We start from the raw sequence: 12,834 nt of genomic DNA, 5'->3' as shown, positions 1-12,834 counted from the left end.
TTTAATCAATCATTTATGTCTATCCTAAACTACGACTCGTGAAAAAGAATCACTTCTTTCATGCGACTCCTACAGGAAAAAGCGCAGGAATCTGCGCTGTCAGAGACAAATAAGACCCGATTCTCGATTCCATGGAATCGAGAATTCTGGCTTATGTCTCGCCTGAGGAAAGCGCATGGAAAAGAAGCGATTCTTTTTTTACAAAAGTTATCCACACACTAGCAGCTATTTGGGTCAATCTTTTTTTATTCAAATTATCCACATGTGGATAACTTTCCATATGCTATACTTTTACTACTTATCCACAATCAGAAATGAGGAACTTATGTGCCACGTGAAATTTATCCGGTCGTCGTTAAAGCGACGGCCATCGAACAAATTACAAACGGACAACCGCTTCTGTACAAAGAACTGTTTCAGAAGAGCAATCATTTAAAAGAAGCCGGTGCCTTGCTCCGGCTGACAACAGAAGATAAAGAATACCTTGCGACCGGTTACTTTGGCAAGCAGGAAAAAGGTCTTGGCTGGTTACTTTCGACCGATGAACTGCAAGACATCGATGAAACTTTCTTCAAAGAAAAAATCGAGGTTGCCCTCGATCGTCGAAATGATTTTTTTGAAAATGATTTAATTGATACGTTCCGGGTTTTCAACGGTTCCGGTGACGGCATCGGTGGACTGACGATCGATTGTTTTGATCATCATTACTTAATCACGTTTGAAAACGAAGGCATCTATTCCTTTAAGCAGGATATTGTCTCGGCTCTTGAGTCACTCATTCATTTTAAAAGTACCTACGAAAAACGGGCTTTCCAGATCGACGGTCAACCTGTCAAAGGGGATGACTTCTTAGCCGGTGAACGTGGTGACTTCCCCGAAGTCCTGCAAGAAAACGGTCGACCGTTGTTGTACCATTTGGATGCCGGTATGCGCACCGGACTCGATATCCAGCAACGCGAGCTCCGTTCGATCGTCAAAGAACATGCCGCAGACCGACGTGTCCTGAATCTCTTTTCGGATACCGGTACGTTGACAGCATCGGCGTTGCTTGGTGGCGCAACTGAAACAACGAGTGTCGATTTCTCGACCCGGAGCCGCAATAAGACAATCGAACAACTCGAGCTGCATCAACTGGATCCGGCGACACAAACGATTCTTGTGCAAGATGCGTTTGATTACATCGATCAAGCGGACAAAAAAACACGGTTTGACTTTGTCATCGTTCATCCACCGGCGCTCGTCAAAACACAGGCACGTCACTTCCGGGCCGAAGTTGATTTGACGGCATTGATTCAACAGACGATTCATATGACGCATCGTGGCGGGGTGTTGCTCGTGACGACGGATTGTCCGCTGTTTGATCAAGTTCGGTTTATGAAGATGGTCGATCAAGCCTTCAAAAAGCTTCGCCAAACGTACGATATCATTTGGGAAAGTACGCCATTACCTGATTTTCCGGAACACCCTTCTTTAAAAGAAGTCGCGTTAAAATCGGTTTTAGTCCGCCGTAAATAATCAATAATCCAACGATTCTGCTGATGGTTTTTTCATCAGCAGAATTTTTTTGGGATTAAAAGGAAAAGTATGCTGAATAGCGAATCATTATTCTTAGGAAAAATAAACACTCACGTAGTGATACTCACTTTTCCAAAATGCGACTGCTGATCAAAAGCTTGATAGGCAGCGTTCAATGCATCGATCTGACGAGGCACGTGCTCTTCGATCACAAGATCAATGACTCCATCCGCTACGAGTTGCGCGACTTCTGCCAAGTGCTTTTTTTGCTGTAACATCTCTTCCTCTTTCCCTTTCAGCAATGGAAGAGCAACAAAGACGGCTTCGAGCGTTAGTGCCTTACTGTGCATCGGGGTCAAATCTTGTGTCGTCCGCGTCGCGATAGAGATGATTTTGCCACGTTCTTTTGCGAGGATGAAGGACTCTTGCAAATGATCTCCTCCGACCGTATCGATGATGACATCAAATCCGTCATGACCAAGACGTTTTAAAAGTTGTTCGGCTGATTCTTCCCGGTAACGGTGTGGACGAATCCCATGCTCGTCCAGCCACGTTGCTTTTTCATCATTTGCCGCACTTGCCGTCACGTCACACCCATAGTGTTTGGCGAGTTGTCCGACAAGATGTCCGACACCACCTGTTCCACCAGCTACATACAATCGCATCCCCGGATAAACGGCTGCCCGCTCCTTCAATACTTCCATCGCTGTCAGACTGATGACCGGCAAACATCCTGCAGTCGCAACGTCAAGATGTTCCGGTCTGTGGACCGCCATCTGTTCCGGAACCAGCATCTCCTCCGCCAATGCCCCGGACCGGTTTCCGAGTCCACCACCAAAGGCAATGACGTGATCGCCGACGGAAAAAGACGTCACACTCTTTCCAGTTTCAATGACTGTCCCCGTAACATCGCCCTGGAGAATTCCAGTTGACGGTGCTGCCGCCACATGACCAAAAAACATCTTTGTGTCCAGTGGATTTAGGCTCGTCCCCTCAACTTTGATCTTTAAATCGTAGTTCCCCGTTTGATCGAGTGTGACGTCTTTTTCTGTTAGCGCAGCGTCCTTCCCGTATTGTTCGACGACAAATGCTTTCATTTTAGTTCCCCCTTTTTTCATCATCAGTTTAACACGATTCAGAATACTCTAACATTCTCGCTTCATGATATGATGAAGTTACCTTAACTCAGAAAGGACGTTTTTTTCTTGAAACATGATTTGATTCGTCGTTTGACTACATATGCAAAAATCGATACCCAGTCGAACTACGCCAGCACAACCGTCCCGACAACCGAAGGACAATGGACGCTTGCTCGACTTCTCGTTGATGAGCTGAAGGAAATTGGGATGAGTGATGTGACTGTTGATGCCAATGGATATGTCATGGCGACACTTCCTTCAAACACAGATGCCGATGTCCCAACGATTGGATTTTTAGCCCATCTTGATACGGCGACTGACTTTACAGGAACAAACGTTAATCCGCAAATCGTCGAAGATTATGATGGCGAAGACTTGGTCCTCAACGCGACGCTCCCTGTCATTCTGTCACCAAAGGATTTCCCGGCCCTGAAAAACTATGTCGGACATACACTGATGACGACAGACGGGACAACTTTGCTTGGCGCAGATAATAAAGCCGGCATCGCCGAAATCATGACCGCGATGCACTACCTCATTACCCATCCGGAAATCAAACACGGTCGGATTCGTGTTGCTTTTACACCGGATGAAGAAATCGGTCGTGGTCCGCACCATTTTGATGTCGCGGCCTTTGATGCAAAGTTTGCTTATACAGTCGACGGTGGTCCACTTGGCGAACTCGAATATGAAAGCTTTAACGCCGCTGCGGCAGAAATCGTTTTCCATGGCACGAACGTCCACCCAGGGACGGCGAAAGACAAGATGGTCAATTCGCAAAAACACGCGATGGCGTTCCAAAACCGGTTACCGGGTGACGAAGCTCCTGAATTTACGGATGGTTTCGAAGGATTCTACCATTTGATTTCGTTTGAAGGATCGGTCGAAAAAACGACGGTCCAGTACATCATCCGTGATTTTGACCGTTCTAAATTCGAAGCCCGGAAACACTTCCTGACGGCTTTGGTCGAAGAATGGAACAAGAAATACGGGGCAGGCAGTGTCGAAATCACACTAAATGATCAATACTACAACATGCGTGAAAAAATCGAACCACACATGGAAATCGTTGATATCGCCCATGCGGCGATGGAATCACGTGGTGTCACACCAATCATCAAACCGATTCGTGGCGGGACAGACGGCTCTCAGCTCTCTTACATGGGACTTCCGACACCGAACATCTTCACGGGCGGCGAAAACTACCACGGAAAGTTTGAATTCATTTCCGTCGACAATATGGTCAAAGCAACAGAAGTTGTGGTTGCGATTGCGGAACGATTCGCTCAGTCTTCGAAATAAGATCACTCAAGAAAAGCAGATTCTCAATACGAGAACCTGCTTTTTTTCATGAAGAATGCTGTTGCTTCTTTAAACGATAAATGTATCCGAGTAGCAGAAAAATAATCAAGGTCGAGGCAATCATTAATTCCTTTGACCATTCTCCGATGAAGGAATTCGGATTCTTTTCGATTTTTGGAATCTTCTCCTCCATTTGCTTAACTTGTTTTTCCGTCACCTTAAATTCATCGTTCCATGTCCACGTCCGTTCTTTCCCCTCGACGCGAATCGCTACTTGGTACGTGCCGGCTTTTAAAATCCCCATCGTCTCAATCGGCACTGTCATATAGGTCGACGGTGCAAAGCGAACGTCCATTTCTTTTCGAACGACGACCTTTTTATTTTTCGAAATGACCGCTTCAAATTTCATCGGTTTCGTAATCGTCGCGGCTTGGTTCACAAGCTTCACCAAAACGTTCGGGCGTGTCAGGTAGGATTTGGTTTGAATCCCTTCATACGTCAATTCAGGAGAGACGTCTTTAATCTCGGAACGGACCTTCAATCCGATAATATAGGCATGTCGGTTTTGAATCCCAATCGTATCTTCTTTTGTTTCGTTTTCGTCGAATTTTTTTTCGACCCGGATCCCTGCTAGAACGGTTCCAGTCAGTTCATTTGGAATTTGCAGGGGTAAGGAAACAATCTTCGATTCGCCGCCTTTGATGAAGGTCGATTTCGTAGATGGTCGAATCATTTCCGTTAAGGAAACAGAAGCAAGCGGAAGCGGTTTTTTCTGCTCATAGACGATTAATCCGTTCCCATTCGTCGTTGCGTTACGAATGGACGTCAAAAATGTTTGATCGTCCGAACCGTGATTGTAGATCCGAACTCGGACATCCGTTTTTTGATTGCCCGCCATTCGTAAATCAAAGTACGTGACACCCGAGTCGACTTGAAAGTCGTTTGGTATCGCTTCGATCGAAAAGTTAACAGGTGCATCTGCTTTGACAAAAGACGAACTGCCTGCACTGAACAACAGATACAATATGACGGCAAGACTGCTGATTCCCCATTGCTTCATCTCTATCCCCCCTTTATCTCACATCAATTCACGACGTCAGAGAGTACCCACTCGAGGGTGGCCGTGTGTGTTCCTTTAACTTGTGTATTAATCGGAACGTTTAATGAGATGCGAGGTTCTTGTTGTGCCAATGCTTTTGGCCAGTACACCAGCCAGGTCGAGAACGTACCGGCAGCTGAGGATAAAATCGTGGTTCCATCTGTTGCACCTGCGGTTAATTCAATGTCTTGGGTTGTCGGAGCCGGAACACCCGTCAATCCAATGACTGATTTAACAATCCCGTTTTTGATGGACAGCTTCGTCCCCGCCAATGATTCCTCAGAGGTTTCGGAATTTTGAAATGCCCCAAGCTTTACGTTCACATCCCACTGTGAACGAATCGCGCGTCGATCGGTCACTTGCAAAAATGGTTTTTCATCCAGTGCTTGATACACTGCTGAATTGGTCGCAAGCGCTTCATGCGAACCAAAATTAAAATCCGGTGCATAGTCAAGAGTAAGAGGTCCTGTTTCGCCTGTTGGATCGTTTCCTCCATCACCAATCGGATCATAAGGATTTGCCGGATCCGGTGTTTCCGGATCAACGATGACAGGAGCTTTATCGGTCGTGAAGGTAATCGTCGCTTGTGAGTTTCCGGTCGACGTCGTAGCCGCAAATGCGGAAGTCGTCCCAAGCAGTAAAGCAGCACTCATCAATACCGATGTCACAGCAAATTTTTTTCTCATCTCAGTTTCCCCCTCTTTTTAAGGCGCATTGATCAAATTCCATTGAATATCTGCACTGTACGTTGAAGGTGTAGCCTGTTTTCCTGTCAGATCGAGAATGATTCCTTCCTCTTTGGCATAGACGAGTGGTGATTGATTTTGGTTCGCTGTCATCTGTCCGGTTGCGACTTCAATCTCTGTTGCTTGCAACAGCTGTTTTTGAGTCGATGTCTTGAAATACAAAACATCCTCCAATACATTGCCTTCCGTACTGGTCATCGGACGCGTCAGACTCGCTTGCAATCGCCAGTTGTACCCCGTTGCATTTTCATGTGCAATTGAAATGGTCATTGGTGCGAGGCGGGCGATGATGGTTTCCTGCCCCGTCAACTCGTGACTGCCAAAGTCAAGCGTCGGCGGTACGGTCAGGCGAAACGTTGGTCCGATTCCGAGTGTTGCCGTTGCTGTGTTACCACTTAATACATTTAAATCAATCACACCATCGGTCAATGCACTGTTGAAGGTATAGGTTTTATCCAGACCAACCGGTAGTTTGCCGACTTTAAACGATAACGTGAAGCGATCGCTGCTCAATACAGACAGCTTTAGGAAGGAGCTCACATCAGCATAAATTTGATTGTTTGTCCGATCAATCACCGGTACAACATCGACCGTACGTGTTCCGACTCCAATTATGCCGATTCCTAATAATCCGCTGTATCGATACTGAAGTTGAACCGAGTCCGTCTCAATACTTTGCATCACTTCCGGGGGTAATCGAAAAATAATATAGCCACTGGATAGATTGACATTTAAAAGACTCGACACCGTGTTAACGAGTTCAATTGTTTTTGTTGTCGCATTGTACGTAGCACTTAAACTCGAGGTTCCTAATAACGCGACACCTGCAAGACGAGGCGAAACAACTGGTCGCTGGGATGGCGTCTCTTTTTTAGGTGCTTCCGGGACTGGTAGTTCTTCCAGCGACGATTCCGTGTCTTCTGAGGGAAGTTGATTCTGCTCTTCGTTCAATTGATCTTCTGACGACGAAGGTTCAGCAATCGGAGATTCTTCATTATCAGATGTGGATGGTTCTGGGGTCATCGGGATGTCGCTCTCAGGTGTGGAAGGAACTGCTGGCTCATCTTTTTTTGAATCAGGTGGTAAGGTTACTTCGGTTTCATTTGGTTCTTCCGGAGATTCCGTGTCGGGCGTTGACGTTTCCTCTTCTTCGTTTGTTACCTCCGGTTCCGTTGGTTCGATTAAGGTTTCGCACGCTTTCTTTTTTTCTAAAAGAATCGGATCATCGAGCGAGTTCGTCTCGATTTCCATTTCTTCTAATAATTTTTTACAAATTTCAACCGTTAACGGTTCTTCTGATTCAGTCTGGTTTGTGATTGCCCGACTAGTGTCAACCGGCATCACGAGCGAATAGAGCAAAATCATGATTATGATGAGATTCGGAGAACGATTTTTATACATGCATCTCTTTCCCTCCCATTGACCTATTTCATTAGACCTACTCATATTATCGGTAATTTCCTTTAAAACAGGTAAATAAACCAATTAATGGGTATTTCAAAAATGTACTTTAGAGATTTTTTTCTTGAAATATGATTTTAAGTATCAACCGCTCATTTTTTTACTTTATTTTACTTTTCCAGAATTACAGTTTGAATTAAAATTTCAGCAAGAAAAATACGCCTTTCCATCGAAAGACGTATATTTCCCTTACTTTTCTTCTGTTGTTGTTTGTTGGTCTGGAATTGGTAATTGCACCATGCTGCCTGATCCGCTGACAAGTGGTGATTTTCCGTCCCATTTTTTGACGGCTTCGTACTGGATCATCTCTTCCGTCAACGTCTTCTGTAATTCTTTTTGGGCTTTGGCGAGTCCTTGTGCTTCAATCAACCGGGCATCTGCCGCACCTTTTGCTTCTACCCGCAACCGTTCTGCTTCCGCTTTTGCGATTGCCAGGTCTGTTTTCTTTTTATCTAATTCTTGTGAGGCCTTGACCCGTGCATCGATGGCTTCCTGCGTCTTCGCATCTGGTTTCGGTGCTCCGAGTGCGACGTCTTCGATGATGAACCCAATCTTTTTCACATCCTGGGCGAACTGTGTCTGAATGCTTGTCGAGACATTTCCGGACTGTTCTCCGAATAGCTCAAGGACCGTGACTTTTGAAATTTGCTCACGCGAGGCATCATAGAGACGTTGCTTTAAATAACCCGCAGCAATCTCATCGATTTCAATCGGACCAAATTTATTAAAGACTTCCGTCACTTGATCAGGTGATACCGAAAAGCTGTACGTAAAGTCGACGACGATATTTTTCCCGTCTTTTGTCGCCAGTGTCATGTTGTCGAGTGATTTTGTCTGTGTCCGGATCGGATACTCGGTTACGCGCGTAATCGGTGAAACGATATGCCAGCCTTGTGACAACGTCTCATCTTGCACACCACTCGATGGCTTATAGACGACACCGACTTGACCCGGTTCGATTTGTTCGACGATAAATGGTGTCATCGCAAGAAGGGCAACGACGATCACCCCCGCAATGATCATCGATGGGCGGATGCGTTTTTTTGGTTTAATTTCTCTCATTTAGAATCCCCTTTATCAATTTTGTCTTGGATGTACTTGTACAGTTCAATGGCTAGCAAGACGATGAGTGCAAAAAATAATAATGTGAAAAGTGCTGCCATGCCGTCCTCCTCCTTTGTGAACTCCTTACTTCATCTTACGCTTCAGACTGGAAAATGTTTCATTTTGATTAAAAGCATGGTTGCTAATTTTCGTAATCCGGTCTAAGATGTAAAGAACTTTGTCCTTGAAACGAAGCGTATCATTTTGTGGTACACTCGTAACAGCACATCACACACTAGAAACGAGGGTTCATCTCTATATGATTACAGTACAAAACGTCGGTCTCCGCTTTGCGGACCGCAAATTATTCGAAGACGTCAACATCAAGTTCACACCAGGTAACTGCTACGGTCTCATCGGTGCAAACGGTGCCGGTAAATCAACGTTCCTTAAAATTCTTGCCGGCGATATCGAAGCGCAGCAAGGAGACGTCATCATCACTCCGGGCGAACGTCTTGGTGTCTTGCGTCAGAACCATTACGAATACGAAGAGTTCCAAGTCATCGAAACGGTCATGATGGGACATAAACGTCTTTATGAAGTCATGAAAGAAAAAGATGCCATTTATATGAAAGAAAACTTCTCGGATGAAGACGGCATGCGTGCCGCTGAACTCGAAGGTGAGTTCGCGGAAATGAACGGGTGGGAAGCAGAGTCGGAAGCGGCGATGCTTTTACAAGGTCTCGGAATCAAAGAAAACCTGCATACGAAAACAATGGCTGAATTGACGGGTGGCGAAAAGGTCAAAGTCTTGCTTGCACAAGCTTTGTTCGGTAAGCCGGATATCCTGTTACTCGATGAGCCGACCAATGGTCTTGACTTGAAAGCCGTTAAATGGCTCGAAGAATTCTTGATCGGATTTGAGAACACGGTCATCGTCATTTCCCACGACCGTCACTTCCTCAACAACGTCTGTACGCACATGGCCGATCTCGACTACGGAAAAATCCAACTCTACATCGGAAACTATGATTTCTGGTATGAGTCAAGTCAGCTCGCTTCACGTATGGCCGGCGACCAAAACAAGAAAAAAGAAGAGAAAATTAAAGAACTTCAAGCCTTTATCGCCCGTTTCAGCTCGAACGCCTCAAAAGCGAAACAAGCGACATCACGGAAGAAATTGCTTGATAAGATCACACTCGACGACATCCGTCCGTCTTCACGCCGTTATCCGTTCGTCGGCTTCACACCGGAACGTGAAATCGGAAACGATCTGTTGATTGTCGATGGCATTTCGAAGACAATCGATGGCGTCAAAGTACTGGATAATGTTCGTTTCTCATTAAACAAAACGGATAAAGTCGTCTTTATCAGCCAAAATGACATTGCCATCACGACACTCTTTAAAATCCTCATGGGTGAAATCGAAGCAGACAGCGGGACTTTCAAATGGGGCGTTACGACGTCACAATCGTACTTGCCAAAAGATAACTCGGCCTTCTTCGAAGGATCGGACAAAACAATCCTCGACTGGTTACGTCAGTATTCGCCAGCCGATGAGAGCGACACGTTCCTCCGTGGTTTCCTCGGTCGGATGCTCTTCTCAGGCGAAGAAGTCATGAAAAAAGCGTCTGTTTTATCCGGGGGAGAGAAAGTCCGTTGTATGTTATCAAAAGCGATGCTCAGCGGCTCAAACGTGCTTGTTCTCGACGATCCGACGAATCACTTGGATCTTGAATCGATCACAGCCCTCAACGATGGCTTGATCGCTTATAAAGGCGCAATGCTCTTCAGCTCGCATGACCATCAGTTTGTTGAAACAATCGCAAACCGGATCATCGAATTGACGCCAAACGGTATCGTCGACAAAGAAACGACGTATGATGAATACCTCAACAATGACTCTGTCCAACAACAATTATCAACGTTGTATGCGACGAACTAAGTAATGAAACAAGAGACCTGTCCTAGCGGATGAGGTCTCTTTTTTGTAGACTGAAGACATCATATCCATCAGAGGAGGAAAAATGTTGCGCCATCGTGCCTGTGCAGCCTTAATCGAGAACGGTCGGATTTTAATGGTTCGTCTTGAGACAAACGATCGAAGTTTCTGGACATTACCCGGAGGGGGTCTCGAGGAACATGAATCCTTCGAACAAGCGGTCATCCGGGAAGTCCAAGAGGAGGTAAATCTCCGAGTCTCTATCCGTCACCGCCTCTATACGAATCACACGCCATCCGGACAGGAGGTTTGCTTTTTGGTCGAGCGGCTTGATGCATCCAAACCGGTTCTCGGACGTGATCCGGAACGGTCAACAGAAAAACAAATCTTGTCGGAAGTGAAGTGGTGTTCTCTCGTTGAACTGGAGGAAGATGTACAGATCTCAAAAATTTTAAGGGCTCTGAAGAAAATATCCCACCCCTTTTGTTAATAAAAGATTAACCAAGTGAAATAGAACTGTTCTGTTATGTTTACACATCCTTCACAATCAATTGATTAAATGAGGAAGTAGCAAGATAACAAACAACTTGGGGGAAATCATCATGAAACGTACACTGATCGTCGGTTTATCTGCAGCTGTTCTGTCGTCTGGTCTGATTCCAACATCTGCTGATGCGTATGCAACGCGTGACATCAAAAAGGTTGAATTTCTATCGATGGATGCACCAAGCACCATTAATCAAATGGTCAAAACATATACGGAAGCTAAGGTTAAAGTGACTTATCAAAACGGCAAGACGGAAATCAAACCGCTCGACTACAACCAATTGTTCTTATCACAAGATAAGATTGTTGAGAATAAAGGCGATAGGATCGCTGCCGGAACACCGATTGACGTCAACGGCGATCCAATCATCGATCGGAGTGTACCGGATAAACCGGAAGCATTCGTCTCTGACGCACCCGACTCCAATAGTCTGCTTGAAGTCCACGGCAAAAAATACATGGTCTCACACTTCGAATACGACTCGATTGATAACGCCGGAAATGAGGTCAAGGGACTTCCTGCCTCGATGACTTTGACAGAAGTGGTTCAAGATAAAAAAACAGGAAAATTGGCCGTCAAGAAGGCAAGTAAAATCGACTTCAAAAACGTCAACGGTCTGTGGACACCATGCAACGGCTCAACGACACCATGGGGCACACACCTCGGTTCGGAAGAATACGAACCGGACGCCCGTGCCTTTGAGTCGGATCCGGCTTCCTCTGCTTTCAAAGAAGTCAACGCTTTCGCCGAACGTTACTTCGGAACGAAAGCGAAAGCCAATCCTTATTTCTACGGCTTCACACCGGAAATCTCGGTGGACCGTAAAGGGAAATCATCGGTCGTCAAACATTACAGTACCGGACGCTTCTCACACGAAATGATGCAAATCCTCCCGGATCAGAAGACAGCCATCTTCGGTGATGACGGGAACAATACGATGATGTTCATGTATGTCGCGGATAAAAAGAAAGACTTCTCAAAAGGAACGCTCTATGCCGCAAAATTCAAACAGACCCAAGCAACGGACGGTGGAGCCGGGGATCTTGAATGGATCAAGCTCGGGCATGCATCCGATAAAGAAGTCAAACGTTTAATCGACAAAGGAACGAAGTTTAGTGACATCTTTGAGACAGCTGATGCACCCACACCTGGATTTAAAGCGGTTAAGACAGCTGCCAGCAAAAAGGTCGAGTATCTGAAGCTTAAATCAGGCAAAGAGAAGGAAGCGGCCTTCCTTGAATCCCGCCGTTATGGTGCGATGCTCGGTGCCACGTCTGAGTTCAACAAGATGGAAGGCATCACGGTCAATGAAGAAGATAAGAAAGCGTACATCGCCCTGTCTTATGTCTCCGGCAGTACAGAAAAACAAGAAGGTGCCGTCCAAGACGACATCCAGCTTGAAAAACGGGAATCCGGTGCCACTTTTGAAATCGATCTCGGTCGTGCCAAAGGCATCGACAGTCGTTATGTCCCGACTAACATGCAGGCACTTGTCATCGGAGAAGATTTAGCAAAACCGGACGCGTACGGCAATACGGCGAATCCGAACCTCGTCGCTAATCCGGATAATCTGGCATATTCGGCCGCATCAAAAACGCTCTTCATCGGTGAAGACAGCTCGCTCCACACCAACAATTTCGTCTGGGCCTATAACCTGAAGACGAAGAAGCTCTCACGGATTCTTTCCGTCCCGGTCGGTGCTGAAGCGACAGGACTCCGATCGCTCGATCACGTCGGTGGTTACAGTTACTTGCTCAGTAACTATCAGCATCCGGGTGAAGGATTGGATGGTAAACAAATCACAGCCGTCGATTCAAAAAAACTGGAGCAAGCGATGCAAGATGGCATCGGTATCCAAAAAACAGGCGGTGTCGGTTACCTATCCGGTCTGCCGACAGGTCAAAAATCATATTCTCACCGTTGAGACAACACAAGGGGCTGATTCAAAAAATCAGCTTCAGACGAAAGAGAGAGGTGGACTTCAAAGTCCGCCTCTCTCTTTCTGTTTTTTTAGACTCCTATGTTGCACGAGACTCCTT

Annotated in this window: 10 protein-coding genes; 5 read left to right on the top strand and 5 right to left on the bottom strand. The window is 45.9% G+C overall.

Annotation, left to right across the window (positions count from 1 at the left end):
• Positions 1-327 precede the first annotated feature (327 nt).
• The gene (locus D3D03_RS09585) at positions 328-1,515 is read left to right on the top strand and encodes a class I SAM-dependent rRNA methyltransferase (RefSeq protein ID WP_119923442.1); all 1,188 of its coding nucleotides are present in this window, start codon (positions 328-330) and stop codon (positions 1,513-1,515) included.
• Positions 1,516-1,625: 110 nt separating this feature from the next.
• Here D3D03_RS09585 and D3D03_RS09580 read toward each other — a convergent pair whose 3' ends face one another.
• A complete protein-coding gene (locus D3D03_RS09580; protein WP_119923441.1) occupies positions 1,626-2,612 on the bottom strand; it encodes a zinc-binding dehydrogenase in 987 nt (328 codons plus the stop codon).
• A gap of 108 nt (positions 2,613-2,720) precedes the next feature.
• Between D3D03_RS09580 and pepT the strand changes: the two genes are divergently transcribed.
• The gene (pepT, locus tag D3D03_RS09575) at positions 2,721-3,956 is read left to right on the top strand and encodes a peptidase T (protein ID WP_119923440.1); all 1,236 of its coding nucleotides are present in this window, start codon (positions 2,721-2,723) and stop codon (positions 3,954-3,956) included.
• Between the two features lie 46 nt (positions 3,957-4,002).
• On the opposite strand, the gene D3D03_RS09570 is transcribed toward pepT, so the two are convergent.
• The 4 genes from D3D03_RS09570 to D3D03_RS09555 form a co-directional block, all read right to left on the bottom strand.
• Positions 4,003-5,016, bottom strand: a complete 1,014-nt coding sequence (locus D3D03_RS09570; RefSeq protein WP_119923439.1) for a WxLIP family cell surface protein — start codon at positions 5,014-5,016, stop codon at positions 4,003-4,005.
• Positions 5,017-5,039: 23 nt separating this feature from the next.
• A complete protein-coding gene (locus D3D03_RS09565; protein WP_119923438.1) occupies positions 5,040-5,741 on the bottom strand; it encodes a WxL domain-containing protein in 702 nt (233 codons plus the stop codon).
• 18 nt (positions 5,742-5,759) lie between these two features.
• Complete coding sequence (locus tag D3D03_RS09560) at positions 5,760-7,202, bottom strand: hypothetical protein (RefSeq protein ID WP_119923437.1); 1,443 nt, start codon at positions 7,200-7,202, stop codon at positions 5,760-5,762.
• Positions 7,203-7,451: 249 nt separating this feature from the next.
• Positions 7,452-8,324 carry a prohibitin family protein gene (locus D3D03_RS09555; protein ID WP_119923436.1) on the bottom strand — a complete coding sequence of 291 codons (873 nt, stop codon included), beginning with the start codon at positions 8,322-8,324 and terminating at the stop codon, positions 7,452-7,454.
• A gap of 301 nt (positions 8,325-8,625) precedes the next feature.
• Between D3D03_RS09555 and D3D03_RS09550 the strand changes: the two genes are divergently transcribed.
• The 3 genes from D3D03_RS09550 (at position 8,626) to D3D03_RS09540 (ending at position 12,719) form a co-directional block, all read left to right on the top strand.
• Entirely contained in the window at positions 8,626-10,251 is a 1,626-nt protein-coding gene (locus D3D03_RS09550) for an ABC-F family ATP-binding cassette domain-containing protein (protein ID WP_026831669.1), read from the top strand.
• A gap of 85 nt (positions 10,252-10,336) precedes the next feature.
• Positions 10,337-10,738, top strand: coding sequence for an NUDIX domain-containing protein (locus D3D03_RS09545; RefSeq protein WP_158583697.1), 402 nt, complete (start codon positions 10,337-10,339; stop codon positions 10,736-10,738).
• Positions 10,739-10,850: 112 nt separating this feature from the next.
• A complete protein-coding gene (locus D3D03_RS09540) occupies positions 10,851-12,719 on the top strand; it encodes a PhoX family protein (protein ID WP_119923434.1) in 1,869 nt (622 codons plus the stop codon).
• Positions 12,720-12,834: the final 115 nt, after the last annotated feature.

This window comes from Exiguobacterium sp. RIT452, assembly GCF_003598705.1.
Lineage (GTDB): Bacteria > Bacillota > Bacilli > Exiguobacteriales > Exiguobacteriaceae > Exiguobacterium_A > Exiguobacterium_A undae.
Note: the sequence above shows the minus strand (reverse complement) of the source record. Positions and strands in the feature narration are given on the sequence as shown.

Bases quoted from the DNA above. Each gene is read 5' to 3' on its own strand.
- D3D03_RS09580 (WP_119923441.1), bottom strand. From the start codon at position 2,612: ATGAAAGCATTTGTCGTCGAACAATACGGGAAGGACGCTGCGCTAACA.
- D3D03_RS09570 (WP_119923439.1), bottom strand. From the start codon at position 5,016: ATGAAGCAATGGGGAATCAGCAGTCTTGCCGTCATATTGTATCTGTTG.
- D3D03_RS09555 (WP_119923436.1), bottom strand. From the start codon at position 8,324: ATGAGAGAAATTAAACCAAAAAAACGCATCCGCCCATCGATGATCATT.
- D3D03_RS09540 (WP_119923434.1), top strand. From the start codon at position 10,851: ATGAAACGTACACTGATCGTCGGTTTATCTGCAGCTGTTCTGTCGTCT.
- D3D03_RS09560 (WP_119923437.1), bottom strand. From the start codon at position 7,202: ATGTATAAAAATCGTTCTCCGAATCTCATCATAATCATGATTTTGCTC.
- D3D03_RS09550 (WP_026831669.1), top strand. From the start codon at position 8,626: ATGATTACAGTACAAAACGTCGGTCTCCGCTTTGCGGACCGCAAATTA.
- D3D03_RS09565 (WP_119923438.1), bottom strand. From the start codon at position 5,741: ATGAGAAAAAAATTTGCTGTGACATCGGTATTGATGAGTGCTGCTTTA.